The sequence below is a fragment of the Bradyrhizobium sp. Ghvi genome, assembly GCF_900115265.1.
In the GTDB taxonomy this organism is placed as follows: domain Bacteria; phylum Pseudomonadota; class Alphaproteobacteria; order Rhizobiales; family Xanthobacteraceae; genus Bradyrhizobium.
In genome coordinates this window covers 1-22,633 of record NZ_FOVU01000001.1, presented here as the reverse complement: position 1 = coordinate 22,633, position 22,633 = coordinate 1, and the positions used below count along the sequence as shown (strand labels likewise).

12 protein-coding genes and 3 pseudogenes are annotated in these 22,633 nt (G+C 58.3%); 9 read left to right on the top strand and 6 right to left on the bottom strand.

The features are described 5' to 3' along the window. Positions 1 to 1,535: 1,535 nt before the first annotated feature. Positions 1,536 to 2,675 carry an MFS transporter gene (locus BM374_RS00075; protein ID WP_177248133.1) on the top strand — a complete coding sequence of 380 codons (1,140 nt, stop codon included), beginning with the start codon at positions 1,536 to 1,538 and terminating at the stop codon, positions 2,673 to 2,675. Between the two features lie 312 nt (positions 2,676 to 2,987). Here BM374_RS00075 and BM374_RS00070 read toward each other — a convergent pair whose 3' ends face one another. Beyond that, positions 2,988 to 3,965: a GDP-L-fucose synthase family protein gene (locus tag BM374_RS00070; RefSeq protein WP_092288578.1), complete on the bottom strand. Its 978-nt coding sequence runs from the start codon at positions 3,963 to 3,965 to the stop codon at positions 2,988 to 2,990. Continuing rightward, entirely contained in the window at positions 3,946 to 5,031 is a 1,086-nt protein-coding gene (gene gmd / locus BM374_RS00065; RefSeq protein ID WP_092288577.1) for a GDP-mannose 4,6-dehydratase, read from the bottom strand. Before gmd ends, BM374_RS00070 begins: the two co-directional genes overlap by 20 nt. Before the next feature lie 1,018 nt (positions 5,032 to 6,049). On the opposite strand from gmd, the gene glmS reads away from it, so the two are divergent. Then, the gene (gene glmS, locus BM374_RS00060) at positions 6,050 to 7,876 is read left to right on the top strand and encodes a glutamine--fructose-6-phosphate transaminase (isomerizing) (RefSeq protein ID WP_092288576.1); all 1,827 of its coding nucleotides are present in this window, start codon (positions 6,050 to 6,052) and stop codon (positions 7,874 to 7,876) included. A gap of 582 nt (positions 7,877 to 8,458) precedes the next feature. Here the strand turns inward: glmS and BM374_RS00055 are convergent. The 4 genes from BM374_RS00055 to dctA all read right to left on the bottom strand — a co-directional run bounded on the left by BM374_RS00055 (position 8,459) and on the right by dctA (position 14,651). Further along, positions 8,459 to 8,872, bottom strand: coding sequence for a response regulator transcription factor (locus tag BM374_RS00055; RefSeq protein WP_092288575.1), 414 nt, complete (start codon positions 8,870 to 8,872; stop codon positions 8,459 to 8,461). 46 nt (positions 8,873 to 8,918) lie between these two features. Continuing rightward, the gene (locus BM374_RS00050; RefSeq protein WP_092288574.1) at positions 8,919 to 9,602 is read right to left on the bottom strand and encodes a response regulator transcription factor; all 684 of its coding nucleotides are present in this window, start codon (positions 9,600 to 9,602) and stop codon (positions 8,919 to 8,921) included. Further along, positions 9,599 to 12,274 (bottom strand): PAS domain S-box protein, encoded by a 2,676-nt coding sequence (locus BM374_RS00045; RefSeq protein ID WP_092288573.1) that lies wholly within the window; start codon positions 12,272 to 12,274, stop codon positions 9,599 to 9,601. The genes BM374_RS00050 and BM374_RS00045 overlap by 4 nt, the downstream gene beginning before the upstream one ends. Positions 12,275 to 13,340: 1,066 nt before the next feature. Beyond that, on the bottom strand, positions 13,341 to 14,651 hold the full coding sequence (dctA, locus tag BM374_RS00040) for a C4-dicarboxylate transporter DctA (protein WP_092288572.1): 1,311 nt from the start codon (positions 14,649 to 14,651) through the stop codon (positions 13,341 to 13,343). A gap of 1,114 nt (positions 14,652 to 15,765) precedes the next feature. On the opposite strand from dctA, the gene BM374_RS00035 reads away from it, so the two are divergent. The 7 genes and pseudogenes from BM374_RS00035 to BM374_RS00005 all read left to right on the top strand — a co-directional run. Further along, entirely contained in the window at positions 15,766 to 16,455 is a 690-nt protein-coding gene (locus BM374_RS00035) for a molybdate ABC transporter permease subunit (RefSeq protein WP_177248008.1), read from the top strand. 79 nt (positions 16,456 to 16,534) lie between these two features. Continuing rightward, the gene (locus tag BM374_RS00030; RefSeq protein ID WP_092288571.1) at positions 16,535 to 17,797 is read left to right on the top strand and encodes a serine hydrolase domain-containing protein; all 1,263 of its coding nucleotides are present in this window, start codon (positions 16,535 to 16,537) and stop codon (positions 17,795 to 17,797) included. Between the two features lie 492 nt (positions 17,798 to 18,289). Further along, a pseudogene (locus tag BM374_RS00025) lies at positions 18,290 to 18,559 on the top strand (hydrogenase formation protein HypD); the annotation flags it as partial. A gap of 17 nt (positions 18,560 to 18,576) precedes the next feature. Further along, positions 18,577 to 19,600: pseudogene (gene hypE / locus BM374_RS00020) on the top strand (hydrogenase expression/formation protein HypE). A gap of 390 nt (positions 19,601 to 19,990) precedes the next feature. After that, positions 19,991 to 21,103 carry an alanine dehydrogenase gene (gene ald / locus BM374_RS00015; RefSeq protein WP_092288570.1) on the top strand — a complete coding sequence of 371 codons (1,113 nt, stop codon included), beginning with the start codon at positions 19,991 to 19,993 and terminating at the stop codon, positions 21,101 to 21,103. A gap of 747 nt (positions 21,104 to 21,850) precedes the next feature. After that, positions 21,851 to 22,045, top strand: coding sequence for a 4Fe-4S dicluster domain-containing protein (locus BM374_RS00010; protein ID WP_092288569.1), 195 nt, complete (start codon positions 21,851 to 21,853; stop codon positions 22,043 to 22,045). Positions 22,046 to 22,238: 193 nt separating this feature from the next. Further along, positions 22,239 to 22,633, top strand: a pseudogene (locus tag BM374_RS00005) (Fe-S cluster assembly protein SufB); the annotation flags it as partial.

Genomic DNA, 22,633 nt, shown 5'->3' with positions numbered 1-22,633 from the left:
CGCCTTAGGACCGATTGAGGTCAATTCCCTGGACGAACGGGTGTCGTCAGGAATCCCGTATACATGACCGACGCAGGTCCTTATTGAAGTCTTGTCAACGTCTACGTCCCCCTCGTCAATGTGAAGGGCGCGCCGGCGGTTTGAAGACGAGTGTTTCCCATCTTGCTTTTCTCGCCGGGCGTTGCGCTCAGGGGCATGCCTTGACCTCACTCCGGCCGGCCCGGATCGAATCCGACTACACAATCAATTTGTCCCAGATCCTGCTGCAAGCTGCGGGCCGGCCCTGGCCTATCGGAGCGAGCTGGCTGATCCACCTGCCATTCGCGTGGATCCTGGGTATCCTCCCGTGCCGTGACGACCCTCTCCGGCCCTCCCTTATCCATGCTGTTTCAATAACCAGGGCTGGCTAAACACGAATTTCGCCGGCCTAGCCCTTCTTCGCGTGGCGGAATCGAGTCTGACCGCCTTCGTCTATTATCATCTCGGCTTGTTCCCAAAAGCGGCAGCTTGCTCCATGGTTTTTATAACCACTGTTATGATTGATATCCTGCTGGGCTCTTACCTCATGCGCCGGCTTGATCCGAAGAAGGTACTTCGACGCATCTACATGAGCTTTGATGTGGGCATCGGTTTGTGACTGGTGCTTATTGAACTCGATCTAGTGCAGAGCGCCTGGGCTTAAAACGTGAGGGGTGTCGACACTGATGGATCTGTACCTGCTACCTTTGCTCCTTACCACCCAGAATCCGGTTTGCTCAGAGCGACGGTCTCGGCGAATTGCGGATATAAGTGCTTGAACGATGCGGGCGGCACCTCTGTATCGAATTCTTCCGCGCCGCCAACGATGGCATGGAAATCTGGTTGATTGCTCCAAGGCAGCCCAGCGCACCGGGGCCCCGAATTCGGGATCCCCCTAAACTTCTGGTTGGTCGCCATGCCAGTCGCTGCGGCTGCAATTGCTGGCGGCGAGGGCTGGTTCAGACAAACGGATGGCTGACGGCGCGGCACAGCAAGCGCGGCGCGGGGAACCACAAACGACGAATATTCGAATATCAAAAACTATTTTGGCCGACATTGACGGTCTGCGTGCGATGGCGGCTGATGCGTGAGTCAGCGCGGTTACTCGCGATGAGAGCGGCCGACTTTGCAAAAGCCGTCAGAAAACCTAGGGCGGTGTTCGCGCCAAGTACGCAGTGGCGTCGGGCGCCGTTGGCTTTGCGGGGTTTGTAGGCTTTGCGACAAAGCCATGGTGAGCGTTGCGCCTCTGCTTGTCGCAGACCAGCAAAAGCTGTCGCCCCTTTGTGGCTAGCTCATCCGGGAAGGAATGCCCCAAACATCGCATCCACAGGCTCGACGATCACCCCAATTTGCCGCTCGCCTGTGACGTGGTCCAGTATTTGTGACGGCATCGCATTTGCAGGGATACAGGATGTCAACTTGAGGCCATCATCGTCGAGCCGCGGGCCGCTTGCAGCTGGCGCACGCAGGACGAGGGGCGCCGCGCTCACGAGCCGGTTCTCTCAGGAGCGCCCGTGATACCATCTGCCAATTGGTCTGCCGGCCTGCTTGGAACGCGGCTCGCATTTTTTGTGGCCGGATTCGGCCTCGCCGCCTGGGCGCCTTTGGTGCCACTCGCCAAGGAGCGGCTCGCGGTTAATGACCGCATGGTTGGTCTTCTTCTGCTCTGTCTCGGAACGGGATCCGTCATTGCTATGCTTTTGGCCAGCGTGTCCAATGCGCGGTACGGCAGCAGGCCCATTATCCTCGCCGGTGGACTTGGACTCGCGATGATCCTGCCGTGGCTTGCAATTGCCGAGACACCTCTCGGGCTCGGTGCCACGCTGTTTGCTTTTGGCGTTTCACTCGGCTCGATCGATGTAGCCATGAACATTCATGCGATTGACTTGGAGCGCGCCGCCGGCCGTCCATTGATGTCTAGCTTCCACGCGCAGTACAGCATCGGGGAATTCAGCGGCTCTGCCGCCGTGACCTCGTTCCTCTCGCTAGAGCTTAGCCCGCGTTCTTCGACGTTGGTCTGTTCGGCGGTAATGACGATCGCGATTGTGTCGGCATGGCCGAGGTTGCTCGCGACGGGTTCGAGGCAGCAGGGGCCATTGTTTGTCGTGCCTGACCGCAGTGTGTTGCTAATAGCTGTGCTCGCGGCTATTACTTTTCTTGTCGAAGGTGCAATGCTTGATTGGAGCGCTTTGCTTCTCGTTGGGCGAAATCTTCTCGCGGAGGCGCACGGGGGCATTGGCTGTATGCTCTTTTCAAGCGCAATGACCGCAGGGCGTCTTAGCGGAGATGCCGTGGTGGCGCGAATCGGCGACCGTGCCACATTGATGCTTGGGACACTGCCGATCGTGACAGGCTTCTTGGCTGTGGTGGCCGCGCCTGTTGCATTGGTTGCTATGGCGGGGTTCCTGCTTATTGGATTGGGGATTTCAAATGTTGTACCCGTACTGTGTCGCCGCGCCGGCAAACAGAAAGTGATGCCAGCAGGCGTTGCAATCGCGGTCATCACGACAGCCGGCTACGCGGGTATACTCGTCGGTCCTGCCGGCATCGGGCTCGTCGCACACATGTTTGGTTTGCCTTTGGCGTTCGGGATGTTAGGCGCGCTCATGTCCATGGTTACGCTATCGGCGAGGTTGATAATGACAGAACGTCGTTAATCCTTGGTCGAGAGGAAAGGGACACCAGCACGATTCCGGCTAGTGAGAGTCCACGGTCGGCGTTTAACGGCTTAGAGCGATGAGAGCTCAAGTTGTCGCAGCAGGTTTCGATCATGGCCATTCTCCTTTTCCTCCAAGTGGTTGGCCGCTCGTAGCGAGGATACGGCGCGTCACTCGGATTGTTGGCGTGCGACTGAGCTCGGTTTGTTGACAATGAACGCTTGTCACCTGCGAAGCAAAGTAGGTCGTTGTGTGAGCGGCAAGTCCGCTAGCCTGGACATTCACCGCCGATCGAGACCTAGGATTGGCCCGTTACGGGGGAACAGGCAGATCACTCTGGTGCCGTTCATCGCTGTCGGCGCGATACGCCCGGTATGCCAGCTGAATCCCGTCCTCAAACGAGGTCGTCGCGCGCCAGCCGAGCCCGGACAGCCGCGCGAGGTCGAGCAGCTTGCGCGGCGAGCCGTCGGGGCGAGACGTGTCGAAGCTGATCTCACCGCGAAAACCGATGGCGGCCGCAACCGTGAGTGCTAACTCGGCAATGGAGATGTCCTCGCCGGTGCCGATATTGATCAGCTCGGCTCCGGAATAGGTCTTCATCAGGTGCACGCAGGCGTCGGCCATGTCGTCGACATAGAGGAACTCGCGGCGCGGCGTGCCGGTGCCCCAGACCACCACGCTTCTCGCGCCGGCGAGCTTCGCCTCATGGAAGCGCCGGATCAGGGCGGCGACCACGTGGCTGTACTCGGGATGATAATTGTCGCCGGGACCGTAGAGATTGGTCGGCATCACGCTGATGAAGTCGCTGCCATACTGACTGCGATAGGCCTCCGCCATCTTGATGCCGGCGATCTTGGCGATGGCATAGGGTTCGTTGGTCGGCTCCAGCGGGCCTGTGAGCACGGAATCTTCGCGCAGCGGCTGCGGCGCCAGCTTCGGATAGATGCAGGACGAGCCGAGGAACATCAGCTTCTCGGCCCGGTTCACATGCGCGGCGTGGATCACGTTGGCGGCGATCGCGATGTTGTCGTAGATGAACTCGGCGCGCAGCGTGTTGTTGGCGACGATGCCGCCGACCTTGGCGGCGGCGAGGAAGACCACCTGCGGCCGCACGCGCGCGAACCAGTCGAACACGGCCGCCTGGTTGCAGAGATCGACCTCGCGCCGCTCAACGGTGACGAGTTTCACGTTCTCCCGTGCCAGCCGGCGCAGAAGCGCACTGCCGACCATGCCATGATGACCGGCGACATAGACGCTCTTGCCCTTCAGCTCAAAAGGTACGCTTGCCATTTGCAATGTCCCGTTTGGCCTCGGCAAGGTCGCCCGCCATCATCTCTTCCACGAGCTGCGCAAACCTCCGCTTCGGTTTCCAGCCGAGCACCTTTTGCGCCTTGCTGGCATCGCCGACCAGTAGATCGACCTCGGTCGGGCGGAAATAAGTCGGATCGATCTTCACCACCGTCTTGCCGCTCTTCGCATCGACGCCGGTCTCGTCCACACCTTTGCCGCGCCATTCGATGCGGCGGCCGACCTGGGCAAAGGCCAGCTCGACCATCTCACGGACCGAGCGCGTTTCGCCGGTGGCGAGCACGAAATCATCGGGTTTGTCGGCCTGCAGGATCATGTGCATGCCCTCGACGTAGTCCTTGGCATGGCCCCAGTCGCGCTTGGCCTCGAGATTGCCGAGATAGAGCGTCTGCTCGAGCCCAAGCTCGATCCGGGCGACGCCGCGGGTGATCTTGCGGGTGACGAAGGTCTCGCCGCGGATCGGGCTTTCATGGTTGAACAGGATGCCGTTGCTGGCAAACATGCCGTAGGCTTCGCGGTAGTTCACCGTGATCCAGTAGCCATAGAGCTTGGCGACGCCGTAAGGCGAGCGCGGATAGAACGGCGTGGTCTCCTTCTGCGGAATCTCCTGCACGAGACCGTAGAGCTCGGAGGTCGAGGCCTGGTAGAACCGCGTCTCCTTCTCCATGCCGAGGATGCGGATCGCCTCCAAAAGGCGCAGCACCCCGATCGCATCGGCGTTGGCGGTGTATTCCGGGCTCTCGAAGCTGACGGCGACGTGGCTTTGCGCGGCGAGATTGTAGATCTCGGTCGGGCGGATCTGCTGCACCAGGCGGATTAGATTGGTGGAATCCGTCATGTCGCCGTAATGCATCAGGAATGGCACGTCGCCCAGGTGCGGGTCCTGGTAAAGGTGATCGACACGCGCGGCGTTGAAGGAGGACGAGCGCCGCTTGATGCCGTGCACGACGTAGCCGAGCGACAGCAGATGTTCGGCGAGATAGGCGCCGTCCTGGCCGGTCACGCCCGTAATCAGCGCAACGCGCCGCTTTGAGTCCATAGCTGCCATGGTCTCCCTTCCGCCGCAAAGAGCCTCGCTGTGAGACACCATTGCGAAGCCGTTTCTCGAAAAATTTAGATGCGCACGCGCGCTCCACCCGCAATTAAAGGAAAGCGATCGTTAGCTTCAGTCATACACGTCATATGCGCATGCACACTACATACATTGATTTACGTCTGGACTGAATGATGCCACACATTGAGCGTCAAAATGAAACCCACTAACCCAGCAGCGCGATACTAAGCAGGCGAGATGGATGGCAAAACGCCATTACGCGCGCCGCGGGCGGCGCTTGCCGATGGGCAATATTTCGAATGAGATGGACGTGACGGCTGTGCTCTTATCTATCCGCGGGGCGCATGTGTGCATTCGCGTGGTCTCGTCTTGGGCCGAGAGATCGACGAGCTGAGGCCGGATTCGTCAGTGTATTTGTCGGAATGACGGCATGCAAGCTAGCACACAGCCAAGCCTGCTTATGGAGCCGCAGTCTACAAAGCGTTCTTAACTTCGGAACAGAACACGCGGTCTTGTAGGTCGAGCGATCAACTATGATCAGCGCCGTTGCCAATATCCAACTCGCGGCAGGCAGTGGACGATCGGCGCAAGGCAAAGCGAAAAGAGTAGCAAACGTTGGTATAGATCATCGAACGTTTCGATATCGAGAGCTTACTTTCGTACAATGGAGCTTCGACGCCAATCCTTTAACCTTGGCCGATCGTAAGTTGCCTCGGTTCGAGTATGATAAGTCTCTTAAACGCGCGCCGGAAAAATGTCTCCAGTAAGTCACGACAATCCAAGCTAGAGCTGCTGCGCGGTTCGTACTCGATCGGCAATCGAAAGCGGAATGTAGCCGTGGGAATCGATATGGCTGAAAGAGATCTAACTCGCGGTTGTGAATGCGGCGGCGATACAGGCGGCTGCAAAAAATCCAGAACCTGACAGCTGTTAGCATCGCGCAAACGAATTTCGTGACCGGGTTCCTGTAGGGGGACATCGGAATCCTTAAACTTGGGCTGCATTGATCGACATGTGTGGAATTGTTGGCATTCTGGGGCGTGGTCCCGTCGTTGGGCAGTTGGTCGCGTCGCTCAAGCGATTGGAATATCGCGGCTACGACTCGGCAGGCCTCGCGACTCTCGAAGGTCTCCGTATCGAGCGCCGCCGCGCTGAAGGTAAGCTGAGAAACCTTGAGGAGCAGCTGCGCTATCATCCTCCGTCGGGTCATACCGGCATCGGTCATACCCGCTGGGCGACACATGGAAAACCCACCGAGAGCAATGCTCACCCGCATGCCACGGAGAATGTCGCGGTCGTTCATAACGGGATCATTGAGAATTTCCGCGAGCTGCGAGCCGAACTGGAACGGAATGGGGCCCATTTTAACTCAGAGACAGACACGGAGGTGGTGGCGCATCTCGTCGAATCTTATCTTAAGAAGGGCCACTCGCCGCAGGATGCGGTACAAGCGTCGCTGCCGCGGCTGCGGGGTGCCTTCGCACTGGCATTCCTTTTCAAGGCCCACGACGACCTTTTGATCGGTGCGCGTAAGGGGTCGCCCCTCGCTATTGGACATGGTAACGGCGAAGTGTATCTAGGATCGGATGCGATCGCGCTCGCGCCTTTGACCGACACCATCACCTATCTTGAGGACGGCGACTGGGCTGTGCTCACGCGCACGATGTGCGTGATTTATAGCGCAGACGGATTTGTGGTCCAGCGGGAAACATCAAAATCTGGCGTATCGTCACTCCTTGTAGACAAAGCGAATTATCGCCACTTCATGGCGAAGGAAATCCATGAGCAGCCGACAGTGGCCGGCAAGACATTGGCGCATTACCTTGACACGGCCGCCAAGCGCGTGGCCCTGCCGCTCACATTGCCGTTCGACTTTAACTCCATTCAGCGCATCTCAATTACCGCGTGCGGCACTGCAAGCTATGCCGGACACATCGCCAAATACTGGTTCGAGCGGCTGGCGCGCTTGCCTGTCGAGATCGATGTAGCGTCCGAGTTCCGCTACAGAGAGGCGCCTTTGCGCCGGGGTGATCTCGCGATCGTCATCTCGCAGTCGGGCGAAACCGCTGACACGTTGGCTGCGCTGCGATACGCCAAGGATCAGGGCGTGCACACGATATCTGTGGTCAACGTCCCGACGTCGACGATTGCGCGGGAGAGCGAATCCGTTCTGCCGACGCTGGCGGGGCCAGAAATTGGCGTTGCTTCCACCAAGGCATTCATCTGTCAGCTGATGGTATTGGCCGCCCTTGCCATCGCAGCAGGCAAAGAGCGTAATAACCTGTCTGAGATCGATGAATCGAAGCTTGTGGGCGAGCTTATCGAAGTGCCCCGGTTGATTGCCGCGGCGCTGTTGACCGAGCCGCAGATCGAGAAGCTTGCGCGTCATATCGCCGACACAAGGGACGTGCTCTATCTCGGCCGTGGCACGTCGGCCCCCCTGGCGTTGGAGGGGGCACTCAAGCTGAAGGAAATTGCTTATATCCACTCAGAAGGTTATGCCGCCGGCGAGCTCAAGCACGGACCGATCGCGCTGATAGATGAGGCCATGCCTGTCGTGGTGATCGCGCCTTATGACGAGGTGTTCGAGAAGACCGTCTCGAATATGCAAGAAGTTGCGGCTCGGGGCGGCAAGATCATCCTGATCACGGATCCGAAGGGTGCTTTGGAAGCGACGATGGACACTCTCATGACTATTGTGCTGCCGGAGATGGTCGCAAGCTTTACGCCGATGGTCTATGCCATTCCGGTTCAGCTCTTGGCTTACCATACCGCCCTCGTAAGGGGCGCGGACGTGGATCAGCCGCGTAATCTGGCAAAATCGGTGACTGTCGAATGAGGCTGCAGTCTTAAATCGGAGCATTGCGACCGTTAATGGGTGGGCGAGCTCAGAAGAAGAACGATCCAGGCATCAGGTCAGTCATAGACGCTCCACTCCATGAGCAGAGTCGGTCCTGCTTGCGTCATCATCGTCAACCGAGCAACGCCAATGGGAGCGAGCGTTACTTTCCTCTCGTCCGAGCCAAACGGTCGGACGAGTGGGCATGGCGGCCAATTGGGAGATCCAAGTCGGCTCTCGGTTGCCCAAACGCGCGATCGGACACACTGGACTGCTAATCCCAAGCAATCGTCCCCGGGGCAGTGCATGCCCTTCAGACATGCGTTGACAGCAGTCGTTCGAGGAGCGGGACAGCAATTCCCGTGCCCAGAATGAGACGGCGGTTCTTCAGGCCAACCAGGTCTGCGGCACAGCGTTACGAACCCGATGCGATCGCTGGGCGCTTAACGGGATTTGGCAATCGTGCTAAATCCCGCGTCGCCGCAAGGCTGATCGATCCTGCTATACGGGCGGGTCGGCTGTCGCTGGATCGGAGCATTTCGATCGGACATCTACTCAGATTGATTTAGATCACATGCCACCTCAGCCCTCATACGCGTTCAGTGCGGTGTCGAGGTACTCGATTAACGCTTGTCCGGCAAAGGGTTTGGCGAGGAAGCCAATCGCTCCGGCGCCCAGCGCTGAAGCGCGCACGCGGTCGTTGGGGAAAGCCGTAATGAAAATGAATGGTGCCTCGTAACCACGGGTCCGCATCTCTGCCAACAGCTCCAGGCCGCTCATGCCTGACATCTGCACATCAGTAATGACACAGGATATCTGGCTCAATTGCGGGGACCTCAGGAGTTCCTCGGCCGACGCAAATATTTGGGCGGTGTAGCCACGCGATCTCAAAAGATTTTTTGTCGCCACACGGACTGAGGCGTCGTCGTCAACGACGGAAATCAACGGCGTGGACAAGACGAGCCCTCCTGACGCGGGAATAGCGGCTGTAAGCATTAGCCACCTTTGGCGATAAGTGGGCTCGAGTGACGAAATTGTAAAATCATACTTGGGTTTGCTCAGGACGATTGGCGCGAATTCCGAGCGTCTCAGTCATTCTGATCAAGTCGGCCAGCGACCGTGCACGCATCTTTTTCATTGCATGTCCGCGGTAGATCTTGACCGTAATCTCGGCAAGCCCAAGCTCGGCGGCTATCTGCTTGTTCATCAGGCCGGCAGCGACCAGTTTCATCACTGCCTGCTCGCGCGGGCTTAAGGTCTCAAACAGAGCCTGCAGGTTCGCGACCGTCTGCTGAGTCTCTCGTCTTTTGCGATCGCGTTCGGTCGCCGCAACCACGGCATCAAGCAGTTCCTGGTCGCGAAACGGTTTGCTGAGAAAATCGACCGCTCCTTCCTTCATGGCCCTGACGGTCATGGGAATGTCGCCATGCCCGGTAATGAAAATAATCGGAATATGTATGTTCAACCTCGCTAGCTCGGTCTGATAATCAAGGCCGCTCAAGCCTGGCAGCCGAACATCGAGAACTAGACAGCTAATAACGTCCGGAATTGCGCTCTGCAGCATTTCGCGGGCCGATCCGAATGCAATGACGTCTAACCCTACCGATTGAAAAAGGTTCGTAAGCGAGCGACGCATGGAGATGTCATCCTCGACGACGAAGACGATCGCCTTTGTCGAGGCCTCGGCATTGCTGCCTTCACCTGGCAAGTCAAATCGTCCTGTCACGAGACAGCCTCCTTATGTAGCGGCAGGGCAAACTGGAAGGTCGCGCCCGGTTCATTTTTGTGGACCATTGACAACCGTCCTCCGTGAGCTTCCACGATCGACCGGCAGATCGAAAGACCCATTCCAAGGCCACTCGATTTGGTGGTGAAGAAAGGATCCAAGACGCGGTCCGCGTCCTTCTCAGCGATGCCGACGCCGCAATCGGTCACGGCAAGCTGGACGTGCCCCGCATCGCCCCTTGACGATTGAATCAGCAGTTCGCGCGTCCGATCGGTAACTGCGTCCATGGCTTCGATACCGTTCATCACCAGATTGATAATCACCTGTTGTAGCTGAATCCGATCGCCGAGAATCGTAGGCAGCCCTGCCGTCAACTCGGTTCGTAACATCACTCGGTGGCTCACCAGCTCTCGTGTTACCAGCGCAATGGCCTCCTTAACGACCTCATTGATGTCGAGCGGCACCATCTCAATGTCGCCTTTCTTCGCGAGCGCGCGAATACGACGGATCACCTCGCTTGCCCGGATTGCGTCTTCGATGATCCACTCCACGGAAGAGCGCGCAGCGGAAAGATCAGGAGCTTCCCGCCCCATCCAACCGAGGCACGCATCGGCGTTGCTGATAATAGCGGCGAGCGGCTGGTTTATTTCGTGAGCGATGGAAGTTGTCAGCTCTCCTAAGGTCGTTACACGCGTTACATGCGCAAGCTCCGCTTGTGCCTTTCGTAGCTCTTGTTCGGCTTGATCGGCGCGAATGGTCGCGGTGATGTCAGTGCTGACGCCACGGTAGCCGAGGAAATTGCCCTTTCCATCGAAAAAAGGCTTGCCACTCGTGCGGACGTAGATCGGAGAACCTGTCCGATTCACGGTGCGGTAGACCAGATCCCGAAACGGAAGATGGGCCTCCAACGTCGCCCGATGCTGCCGCCACTTCTCGGGCTCCTCTTCGAGATCGCACGCAATCTCCCAGCGGAGCAGGCCCATCAATCCTGTCGCCAAAATTCCCGCAGCGCTGGTGTGCTCGGATAAGCGAGTGACCTGATGATCCGGCCCAGTCTCCCAGAGCCAGTCGGAAGCTGTCTCGGCGTAGTCGCGAAAACGCTGTTCGCTTTCGCGCAGCGCGGCAAGTGTGTTTTCCAGGCGCTCCCTAGCTGCGTGTTGCTCGGTGACATCCATATGTGTACCGATCAGCTCGCTGACGTTGCCATCGCTGCCGACCACCACGTGCGCAACGGAGTGTATGCGTCTTATCCCGCCCTCTGGTAGAAGGATACGAAAATCATATTCGAACTGTCCCTCCTTGTGTTCAATCGCCTGACGCTGCACCTCCTGTAGCCGCGGCAAGTCGTCCGGATGGATGCGCGATCGAATGGTGTCGATCGATACCGGCTGTTTTGGGCTAAAGCCAAACAGACGATCGACCTCGGCGGAGCGATATATGAAATCTAGACCGTAGACATCCCAGGACCAACTGCCGGTGTGACTGAGATGCTGGGCTTCGGCCAGATAGGCCTCGCTGCGCCGCAGCTGTTGTTCTGCTCGCCTGGCCGCCGTAATATCCGTAGCTGCCCCAACAAACTCGATGTCACCAGAGGCTGTTCTCGTCGCTCGTGCGTGCGCATGGATGTGCTTTACAGAGCCGTCCGGTAGCAGAAGCCGGTATTCGTGCTCGAAATCGCGCGGGTCGCGCATCGCGCAATCGATAATTTCTTTAACCGAAGCCCTATCATCTGGATGAGTGCGCTCTACGACGAGCTGCGGCCCCGGCGGCACTGTGTCAGGATCTAATTGGAAAATTCGAAATGTCTCTTTTGACCAGAAGGCCTCGCCCGTAGTGATGTTCCAGCTGAAGCTGCCTGTGTGACTCAACTCCTGCGCCTGGGCCAAATGTGCTTCGCTCCGCTGCAGGGCAAGCTCGGTCCGCCTTCGCTCGGTGATATCTTCGCAGGCGATAAGGACAATGGGTCGCTCATCGGCCCACAGCATGGCTTTGGCGTTTTCCCGTACCCACAAGACAGAGCCGTCCTTCCTGACCTTCTGGGCATCCCAAGTGCGCGTTTGTCCGACATGCTCGAGGCACTTCCCAACGCATTCCCGAGCGAACGCGCGATCCTCCTCGAGAAATACGTCGAGCATGGATTGCCCGATCAGTTCAGCACGAGCATAGCCGAGTTGTGTCGCGCCGAATGTATTGACGTTGAGGATAGTGCCGGCTTCATCGACCATAAGGTACATGGCCGGATTGTGCTCGAAGATGGCGCGCCACCGTCTTTCGCCATCCTCCAAATCGGCCGCACTCCGCTGGAGCTTGGCCGCAATCACACGCGCAGCCTCTCTTTCCTGGCGGAGCTTTCCGACCAGGTGTGCTCCCACAATCGAGACAATAAAAAATGCAACAACTACCGGCAGATCTTGGGGGGCATCGACTCGCAGGCTGAATGCCGGCTGCGCAAAGTAGTAAGCGAGAGCGGCGATAGCTACTATCACGAGGGCGGACGACGCGATGAAACTGCCCATCAAGGAAAACAGCAAGACTACTAACAAATAGGCGAACGCCATCGCGGCGAAATGCGCGTGAAGGTACAAGCAGGCCAGTGTTACCACGGCGAGCGTTATGCTGCCGAAGGTAGATTGAAGGGCTGAGCGTTCTAAGCTGCTGGTTTGGCTACGCATTTTGGTACCGTCCGGCCTGTTCTCCGGCGGAGAGCTATAACATTTTAGGCAAAAATAGGGCAATACTCGGCGCAGCACTCGCTGGCGAGCGCTTCCGAGATCAATTCCTTCGTGCCGAACAAAGCACGCGCGGGGAAAAAATGCATCACAGACCTACGTATAGTTGTCCTAAACCTTTCAATATGGCGTGCTGAACACGCCTGAGATCGAAGCTTAGATGTCTGCAGCCAATTACTCAGGACAGGTGCTCGAGGCTGGTGCCGAGGACAACTCCCTTACGCCAGCCGTATGAGGACAACGGCTGCAGTTCAGTCAAGAGTTGAGCCGGAACAATCAGGGCCGCCTGGTCGAACCGGAAAGACCAAAGACAAGCTACCGGACCGCTCATCGCGCAGGTACGATCGATCATGCGGAAGAAAGCGCAACGGTCGTGTGTCGAGACATAAAGGCGAAGTTGCGCGACTGCTTTGTATGCCCTGGGGCCATCACGCCTAGGTGCGAAGGACTTGTCTCCGAGTGGTTGGCCGGAATCGGGCGCGTGCAGCGACGCCGCACCGATACTAGCCTTGTGCGAGCCGCGGCTCCGCCGAGGTGCCATATATTCAGCGCTGATCACACCATCGCGATCTCATGCGGCAGCGCGGACCGTGACAAGGGATGACGAGCTGCGTCAGCAAGATCGCTACCGACGTCGTCGGTCGGACGAGGCAAGCGCAATGAGCGCGCACAGGGACAATTGTACGCGGAGCAGCACCTAGGTCCTTCAGGCTGGACACGTTCTGACGCAGGCCTGTTTATCTGGCACGGCAAGCGTTCAGATGGCCGGGAGCTCGAAGGCGCAAGACACGCTTGAGATGACGCTTCAAAAGCTCCCACTCTTTTGCTCGGCTGACATGTTTTCAGGGCGGCTGCCGGGGGGCGACGCGGGGCAAGGGCCGCGCGCTCGAGATCGCGCGTGAAAGTTTGGGCTCGTCTCAAGTCGGCCGCGCCGATTCGAACAACGAGAGATGTGGCTGCACTTGCATTCAGTGCGTCCTCGAATGGCGGCGGGAATACGAGGCATATCTCATCGTGTGTCAATATTGGTGGAAGCAGTGGGCTGGTTGAGCCGCGCCTGCAGCGTCGCGTGCTCGAGCTCGTCTTCCCACCAGGATACGAATACGGCGGCGATGCCATTGCCGGTGATGTTTGTAAGGGCCCGCACCTCGCTCATGAATTTGTCGATCGAAAACACGATTGCCATGCCCGGCACCAGCGCTGGGTTGACTACCGACAACGTCGCAGCAAGCGTGATGAAGCCCGCGCCGGTGACGCCGCTTGCTCCCTTCGACGTTAGCATTGCCACGAGCAGGATCGTGAGCTGCTGGCCAAAGGTGAGATCGACCCCGAGTGCCTGGGCAATGAACAATGTCGCAAGCGTCATATAGATATTTGTGCCGTCGAGGTTGAAGGAGTAACCAGTTGGCACCACCAGGCCGACCACGGGTTTGGAGCAGCCCAGTCCTTCGAGCTTCTCCATTAATTGCGGTAGCGCGCTTTCGGAGGACGATGTGCCGAGCACGATCAGGATCTCGTCCTTGATATACACAATGAACTTGAAGATTGAAAAGCCGACGAGGCGCGCGATCAAACCGAGTACCACCACGATAAACAACGCCGCCGTCGCGTAAAACAATGCGATTAGACCGATCAAATTGCCGAGTGCTGCCGGCCCGAACTTGCCGATAGTGAAGGCCATGGCACCGAAGGCGCCGACCGGGGCCGCTTTCATGATGATAGCGATTACGCCGAACACCGCGTGCACGACGTCGTCAATCATGCCTCGCAGCCGCTCCCCACGGTCTCCCAACGCCATCAGCGAAAAGCCGAATAGGATCGCGAACAGGAGAACCTGCAGAACATCGCCGCGAGCGAAGGCGCCGACCACGGTATCGGGAATGATGTTGAGAAAGAAATCGACGGTCTTCGAGGCTTCCGCCTGCTTGACGTAATTGGCGACGGCCGCAGCATCCGGCTTGACTGCAAGCCCATGGCCGATTTGGACCAGATTGCCCATAAGAAGGCCCAAGAGCAGGGCAAAGCTGGACACGATCTCGAAATAGATCAGCGCCTTGACGCCGACGCGCCCGACTTTCTTTGCATCCTGAATATGCGCAATACCGGATGTGACGGTACAGAAAATAATCGGCGCGATCACCATCTTGATGAGCTTGATGAACCCGTCACCGAGCGCCTTGACCCAGTCATTGGTCGCGACAGACGGCCATAGGCAACCGACTATGGCGCCAATCAAGATCGCGATCAGCACCTGCACGTAGAGAATCTTATACCAAGCTTGCGACTCGCGCGCGGGCGCCGCAGTTGCCATGGTGGTCATGACGCTTCCTTCCCGAATATGCTCGAATGTGATTCGCCGCGTCGTTGAGAGACGACAGCGTCATACGAGATTCGTCATTTTGGCCGTGTCCGATTGAAGGACGGTTCCGAGAGCCGGCGCGTCGTTCTAAAGGCAGGCGTTTGTTGCGTTATCCTTCTCGTTAAGCAAGATCTGCACCAGATGCCCAAAGTGCGCTCGAATGAGTGGTCTCGGACAAACCGTCTGTCTCCGGGCAGCACCGGTTGAGTGCTCGGCCCACTTTCACTAGGTCGCACAAAAAGTTGCAGCGTGAGGCCTAGCTTAATCGGATGGTTGCATTAGCGGAGTCCCGTCTCGGGATGGAAGCCCGAGCGTGATCGATATGCGCCGACCGCTGAGATGGATGCAACAGTAGGTGACATTGGTAAAATTGACAGTTTGGATTGTACTCATCCACGCGATGAAAGCCTGGCTTAGGAAATTCGAATGCGCAGCAATAATCTTGAACCGATGCACTGCCTTCTCGCTAGCGGCAAAGCTCGTTCGTGCACGGGGCATTTGCCTCCAGGCCTGTGCTAAGGAGTCGCATTCGGTGCGGCGTTACGATGATTACTCAGCTGGATCGCTCGCGTCGCTGGCCAAAGCGCAGGTTTGCTGCGATCCGTTCCACTACCGGCGCGGCGTGGGCGGCGTTTGAGCCACCGCCAGACCAAATAGGCGTCTCTGGCGGCGTCAAATTCTGCCGTTTCGTTGCGCGGCTGTCGCTGTCTGCTCGGCAACAAAGATGCCAGAAATCTGACATAGCGTTTGGTCCATGCCACTGCGACCTCGACGTCTATGCGAATTTCTCCACGTGCACATGGAGCGCGCCACAGTTCGCACGAGGCACAGGAATTGCTGATGACCAACGAAGAGGTGCCGCGGTCAGATGGATGGAAGCGGCCCTGTCACGGGAGTTGCCGATGAGACTTGCGATGCTGCTCTTGCTCGCAGAAATGATGCGCGTGAATGTGGCGGCCGCCACGAAGTGCGGCGCGGCTAAGGTTCGATCCGCGCCACATACCTCGGCGAGCCGAACGCGTATGCGGTCACTGGACCGGTAAGGCGACATGCTTTCAGTGTTGGGCTGACGCACATGGATGTCTTTTCGGCAGAGATTGCGCAATCCGTTGCGCTCACGATTGAGCTCGCCAGCGTGACGACCGTGATCCTCCTTGTCATCAGTGTGCCCCTGGCTTGGTGGTTAACGCGCTCAAAGACTCTTTTGAGCGAGGCGGTGGCGACGATGGTCGTGCTGCCGCTGGTGCTACCGCCGACGGCTCTCGGTTTTTGCGTCCTCATTTTGCTCGGCCCCAGCGGACCGGGTGGCGTTCTCGCCTCTTTGTGGGGCGAGCGCACGCTCGCTTTTACTTTCGCAGGAATCGTGGTCGGATCGGTCGTCTCGGCACTGCCCTTGGTGATGCAGCCGATCCGTAACGCCTTTGTTGCGATAGGCGATAGTCCGTTAGAAACTACGAGGCGCGTTTCGTGGTTGTATGCCTTCATCACCATCAGCGGACCGCTGGCGCGATTGGAGTTTGTTAAAGCCGCGGTGGTTGGCTTTTCTCATACGATCGGCACATTCGGCGTGGTGATGATGATCGGCGGCAACATTCCTGGGCGCACCAAGGTGCTGTCAGCGTACGTTGTAGACTACGTCCAAGCATCGCGCTGGCACGAGGCGAGTGTGATTGCCGGCGGTATGGTGATGTTCGCCTTTGCGGCAATCTTCACCTTAGCCCTCATCGACAGACGCTGTGCCAGGAGACGCACCGAACCGTCTTAGGCCCTGCCGGCCGGACAAATCCGATCACGACCCAGCAGCAGTATTGCAAGCCGGGTCCATTAATCGTTGCGAGGCTACGATGAACAAGGTTGTCATGGCCGCTGGGGCTGCTGGAATCGGCTTCAATGCGGTGCACTCCGCGCCTCTGCCCGAAGCGAGGGCCGATGACCTCGGCGTTTCTGAGCAGCGCCTCTCCAAGCTAGACGAGTTCTTCGCTCGCGAAATCGCGAATCGACGCGTGCCGGGGGCGGTGGTTGCAATCGGTAGAGACGGCAAGCTGATTCACTACAAGGCGTACGGGCAACTCGATCCTGCAAAAGGAAAGTCGATGCGGCTCGACGCGATGTTCGCGCTTGCGTCTATGACCAAGCCGATGGTGGCCGTTGCGGGGCTTATCCTCATGGAGCAAGGTCGGCTGCCTCTACAGGCCAGGCTCACGGATTACTACCCGGAATTCGCGAACATGAAGGTGGGAGTGCCACAGCATGATGGCTCATTAGAATTTCAAGCGCAGAGTTCTCCGATCTACATCCACGATTTATATCGCCACACGTCTGGGCTCACCTATGGCGCGCCCCCCGACAGCTTAGACCAAGTGGCGCGTCTCTATCCCGATTTCGCCGCTCCGCCACTAAGGGGCGATAAGCAGGCGTTCATCGAAGCCATTACCAAGCTACCACTAGCGCACCAACCGGGGACGGAATTCGAATACGGCTTTTCGACCGATGTGCTGGGAGCTGTCGTGGAACAGGTCAGCGAACAGCGATTGGGCCACTATCTTGCCAGCAATCTGTGGAAGCCCATCGGAATGGAGGATGCCACTTTCCAGTTGTCGGAGTCACAACGCGAGCGTCTCGCGCATCCATTTCCAGGCGACCCGCTGACGGGAAAGCCACAAGCCATTGACCTCCTCGAAAGTCCGTCGAAGTTTGACTGCGGCGGAGCCTGCGCATTTGCGACAGTCGGTGACTACGTGCGCTTTGGACAAATGCTGCTCAACGGCGGGGAGCTCGATGGGCAGCGCATTCTCGGTCCGAAGACGGTGCGCCACATGATCTCCGACCACCTCGGGGCACAGATCAAAAATAAGGTCGCCAATGTGGAGGCTCACCGTGGCGGCTTCGGCTTCGGACTCGGAGTGGCTGTACGAACAAACGAGGGTCTTTCGGCGGTTCCGGGCAATCCAGGTGAGTTCTCCTGGACTGGCGCCTACGGGACACAATTTTTCTGCGACCCAAAGGAGCGTCTCGTCGTGGTGGTCGGAACGGCAGCGCCCGGAGAAATCCGGAAGTATTACCGCGAACAAGTCCAGTATATCGTCTATGCTGCAATAATCCGATAATGCGCTTTCCGCCGAAAGGCTCGGCGAACCGTTTTGGGTAGTCGGCAGACAGTGCTGCTCGTACGGGTCGATGTCGACTGAAAGCCGGAGGCGTCACCTGCTATCCGCGTTGGCCGGACGCCAGTGCTTCACTAACGAGATTACCTCCGCTATGACGAAGAAGCTCTTGCAAGCGGGTTGGTGTCGCGATGCGCCAAGACGATCGCGCATGGCTATCGATCGACTGGCGCGATGAACGCTCCTCCGATAGCTTTGGACGTCCAGGCTCTCGCTCCTGCAGCGATGCCCTGCGGCGAGCCGCTTGGGATCAAAGGCAGGTCGGATTGATCAGGCCTAAAAAGGCAGTCTGCGCATCGCCGCTCACATTGCGGTTTCTCTTGCTGCTTGCGCAGTAGCGGCTATCAGCGGCTTTAACGCCTCATTTGTCGCAATCGGCAAGTCTGATAAAGACTGGAGGGCAGTCCGGTATCGGTACGCAGCCTTAAGAGCCTCCTGGCAGAACAATGTGGCAAGCCGATCGTGATCGTGGGATTTGAACCCCTCGATGTGTTAAAGGCGATCGTAATGCTGGTGCGGCAGGTGAACGAAGGTCGCCACGACGTGGAGAACCAGTACAGTCGCGCGGTGACGCGTGAAGGCAATCGGCGCGCCAAAGACGGGGTATTGCAGGTATTCGAACTGCGCGAGCAGTTTGAATGGCGTGGGCTCGGACTTGTGCCCAACAGTGGACTGAAGCTGAAACGGGCTTACGCGCAAATTGAACCGTTGAGGCGAACGTCATGAGAGTAAAGGGCTATCAACGCAAGCTCGACATCGAGAATGGAGGCGTTGATCTTTCCCACGGATCCCGCGGCCGTGCTATGGCACGTCACCAAGCCTTTGGCAATGAATGGCTCGCCCGCTGCAACGATCAGTCGGCGTTTGAGTTGCGGCAGGCAGGATGGTGATGACGACCGATGGCTATGTGGTCTCGCCGCTGTTCTTTCCCGGCGGCAATATCGGGTCATTGCCTGTGCACGGCACGATCAATGATGTCGCGTTTCCGGCGTGCGTCCTCTCTATCTGTCGGCCGGTTTTCTCATCGAGAGGGCTTCCCGTTTTCGGATCTGAAGGCGATCGCGGATTCCATGGGCACGGCAGCGCGCACGGCTGGCGTTCACATCATTGCCGGAGACACCAAGGTCGTCGAGCGAGGCAAGGCGGATGGTCTGTTCATCTCTACGACCGGATCGGGATTGTGGCCGATGGGCTCGATCTCTCCGCCGACAAGGCAAGGGTCGGGGACCGTGTGCTTGTGGCCGGTAGCCTCGGCGATCATGGGGTGGCGATCATGTCAAAACGTCAGAACCTCCCATTTCAAACCGAGGGCTCTCGGATTCCGCAGCGTTGCATAACCTCGTAGCGCTCATGGTTGCCGCCGGAGGTAGCCGGCATCCATGGATGCGCGACCCCACGCGCGGTGGGCTTGCCGCGACCCTCAACGAGATTGCGCATCAATCCGAGCTCGGGTTCCGTCTGCAGGAAACATCTATTCCGGTGAAGCCGGCGGGCGCGGCTATCTGTGAACTCCGTGGACTGGATCAGATCCATGTCGCCAACGAAGGCAAGCTCGTTGCGATCGTCGCGCCTGATTTGGCCGATGCCGTGCTTGCAGCCATGAAGGCGCACCCGCTCGGGTCCGGCGCAGCTGATATTGGCGAAGCGGTGGCTGACAATCGGAAATTTATGCAGATGGCGACCGGTTTCGGTGGTCCACGACTCCTCGACTGGTCGTGGGGCGAACAATTGCCTCGGATCTGTTGAACAGGCTGCGCATCATCCATCTTTTGGAAGCCAAATTTATGATCAATGGTCATGAGCAATCACCATCACCCTTTAGGTCTGGAAACGACCCCTTCTATGGGCAATCTGCCCAACCGGCAGACTGCAACTTCGCTCTTCAGGCGTGCTGAATTTGAGTTGTTAGCTTGTCCACGAGCCGAGAACACAATTCGAAACGTTTCATCGCCATCGCGCAGTTTTTGACCGTTAAGCTCTGTGAGCATGGTCACGCGATCCGCTCGGCACCCCGTGGCTTTGGAATCCTGCGAAGCTTGTCAAATATCGTTGAATTTCTGCGCCATTTTGATGGCTGTGTCGCAATATCGCTGCTCGCTTCCCATTAGAAAGGCGCTTCAGGCAGGGAGTTTTCAAATGAAGGTCGGAGTCCCCAAGGAAATCAAGGCGCACGAATATCGCGTGGGCCTTACCCCGGGAGCTGTCCGCGAATATGTGGCAGCAGGCCACCGGGTGATGATCGAGACCAATGCCGGCGCTGGCATCGGTGCAACCGATGACGATTACCGCAATGTTGGCGGAACGATTCTAACTTCCGCAGCTGATGTATTCGCATCGAGCGAGATGATCGTAAAGGTTAAGGAACCACAGCCGTCCGAATGGGGTCAGCTGCGGGAAAATCAGATCCTGTTCACCTATCTGCATCTGGCCCCCGACCTGGATCAGGCCAAGGGCCTCCTGAAATCCGGATGCACTGCGATCGCGTATGAGACCGTAACTGATGCGCATGGTGGTCTTCCGCTGCTCGCGCCGATGAGCGAGGTCGCGGGTAGGCTTGCGATCGAAGCGGCGGGTAGCGCCCTGAAGCGGAGTGCAGGCGGACGAGGGCTGTTGATCGGTGGGGTGCCCGGTGTTCAGCCTGCCCGTATCGTGGTGATCGGAGGTGGCGTCGTCGGTACGCACGCGGCGCGCATGGCGGTTGGTCTCGGCGCAGAGGTGACCATCATCGACCGTTCGATACTCCGGCTCCGCGAGTTGGACGAGCTATTCGAAGGACGCGTTCGCACCAGGTTTTCGACTATCAACTCCGTGGAGGAAGAGGTATTTGCGGCGGATGTGGTGATTGGTGCGGTGCTCGTTCCAGGTGCGAGCGCGCCCAAGCTGGTCCGCCGGAGCATGCTGAGCTCGATGCGCAAGAGGGCGGTGCTCGTGGACGTCGCTATCGATCAGGGCGGCTGCTTTGAGACATCTCACCCAACCACTCACGCTGATCCTACTTACGAGGTGGAGGGCATCATTCATTATTGCGTGGCCAATATGCCCGGAGCCGTGCCGCTGACCTCGAGCCAGGCACTGAATAACGCGACGCTGCCGTTTGGTTTGGCTCTGGCCAACAAGGGCTTTTCCGCCGTGCTCGATAATCCGCATTTGCGCGCAGGCCTCAACGTCCATCGGGGCCGGCTAACTTACGAAGCGGTGGCCGAAAGCCTTGGGCTGCCCTTCTCACCGATCGAACAGGCTGCGGCCTGATCCCAGAGGCCCTTAGGGGCATTTCCTCCCTGACTTAGGCCACCCTTCGGGGTGGCTTTTTTTCGGCTCCATCGATCTGCTGACCGGCGCCGGCATTTATTTCGAACGCGGAGCGCAGCGCACGATCACCAGACGAACGCCTAGCTTCGGTCCCCGCACGATGCGAGACAATGTACTTTCAGTCCGTGCAGCATTTGGATCCTGGATTTGCCAGGTAATCCAAGGGAACCGAGAATGCGTTCCGCGGGTCCGCTGGGGAACCGCGATCACGGGAGCGACTTTGTCTGGCGCGATCGCCGCGACTCTTTCTGACTGGCTGAGGAGACGCCAGCCGGCGATGAGTGTGCGGGTTGTTTTTTGTGGTGCTGTCGCCGAAGCCGCCGCTCTCCCGGTGAGTGGAACCATCAAGATGCGGCTCGGGGTCGACCTGACACACCGGCGGAGAACGTTTTGAAGTCACGCGGCGCATCCATCATTGCCGCGACAGGGGCCAGGAAGAATCGCAGATCGTTCCCGGAGGCTAGCGAACGCGGTTCACCTGATCGCTGACTGCCGTGAGATCGACCATGCGCAAACCACGGCATCGAGCTCAAGCGACTGTCATCCGCGTTGTAGGATTTGCGACACCGTGTCGAGGCGGCGACTTGCGTTGTCGAAAATAGCTTAGGCAAAATCGCGGTAAACTGGCTGGCACGAGACTTGAAAGCAAGAAACTGTCCCGCAACTTTCGCTCATGGAATCGCAGTGATGGCTTACAAGATAATCGCATCCCAGTGCACCGTCTGCGGTGCATGTGAGTTCGAATGTCCCAACGCCGCGATCAGCCTGAAGAACGATATATATGTGATCAATCCGAGCCAGTGTACCGAATGTGAGGGGCACTTTGACGCGCCGCAATGCGCCGCCGTTTGCCCGGTGCCCGATACGTGCGTGCAGGCATAGCTGAGTAGCCGATGAGAGGAGCTCCGGCCCGAAACATGATGAAGAGGCTATCGACAGCCGCCGCCCATTGGATTCGTCTTCTGTTTGTCTCACTCGCTGGCCCCGAATTGCCGGCGATTTGCGCGATCCGCTTGGATAAATTGCGGCGGAATCCTCGCCGCCGGAAGTTGTCGTTGCGCCAGTGGAGCGGGCAATGGTAGCGGTACAAGAGACGGTCGAGCGCGTGAAGCGCATCGACGTCGACCAGTATCGTTATGGGTTTGAGACCCTGATCGACTCCGAGAAGGCTCCCAAGGGGCTGTCGGAAGAGATCGTTAAGTTCATCTCGCAGAAGAAGAATGAACCGGACTGGATGCTGCAGTGGCGGCTGGAGGCCTATCGGCGCTGGCTGACCATGCGTGAGCCGACCTGGGCGCGCGTCGACTATCCCAAGATCGACTTCCAGGATCTCTATTACTACGCGGCGCCGAAGCCGAAGAAGACGGTCAGCTCGCTCGACGAGATCGACCCGGAGATTTTGAAGACCTACGAGAAGCTCGGCATTCCCTTGCGGGAAGTCGCCATGCTCGAAGGCATCGAGCCCAAGGT

Bases quoted from the DNA above. Each gene is read 5' to 3' on its own strand.
- BM374_RS00070 (WP_092288578.1), bottom strand. From the start codon at position 3,965: ATGGCAAGCGTACCTTTTGAGCTGAAGGGCAAGAGCGTCTATGTCGCC.
- gmd (WP_092288577.1), bottom strand. From the start codon at position 5,031: ATGGCAGCTATGGACTCAAAGCGGCGCGTTGCGCTGATTACGGGCGTG.
- glmS (WP_092288576.1), top strand. From the start codon at position 6,050: ATGTGTGGAATTGTTGGCATTCTGGGGCGTGGTCCCGTCGTTGGGCAG.
- BM374_RS00055 (WP_092288575.1), bottom strand. From the start codon at position 8,872: ATGCTTACAGCCGCTATTCCCGCGTCAGGAGGGCTCGTCTTGTCCACG.
- BM374_RS00045 (WP_092288573.1), bottom strand. From the start codon at position 12,274: ATGCGTAGCCAAACCAGCAGCTTAGAACGCTCAGCCCTTCAATCTACC.
- dctA (WP_092288572.1), bottom strand. From the start codon at position 14,651: ATGACCACCATGGCAACTGCGGCGCCCGCGCGCGAGTCGCAAGCTTGG.
- BM374_RS00035 (WP_177248008.1), top strand. From the start codon at position 15,766: ATGGATGTCTTTTCGGCAGAGATTGCGCAATCCGTTGCGCTCACGATT.
- BM374_RS00030 (WP_092288571.1), top strand. From the start codon at position 16,535: ATGAACAAGGTTGTCATGGCCGCTGGGGCTGCTGGAATCGGCTTCAAT.
- ald (WP_092288570.1), top strand. From the start codon at position 19,991: ATGAAGGTCGGAGTCCCCAAGGAAATCAAGGCGCACGAATATCGCGTG.
- BM374_RS00010 (WP_092288569.1), top strand. From the start codon at position 21,851: ATGGCTTACAAGATAATCGCATCCCAGTGCACCGTCTGCGGTGCATGT.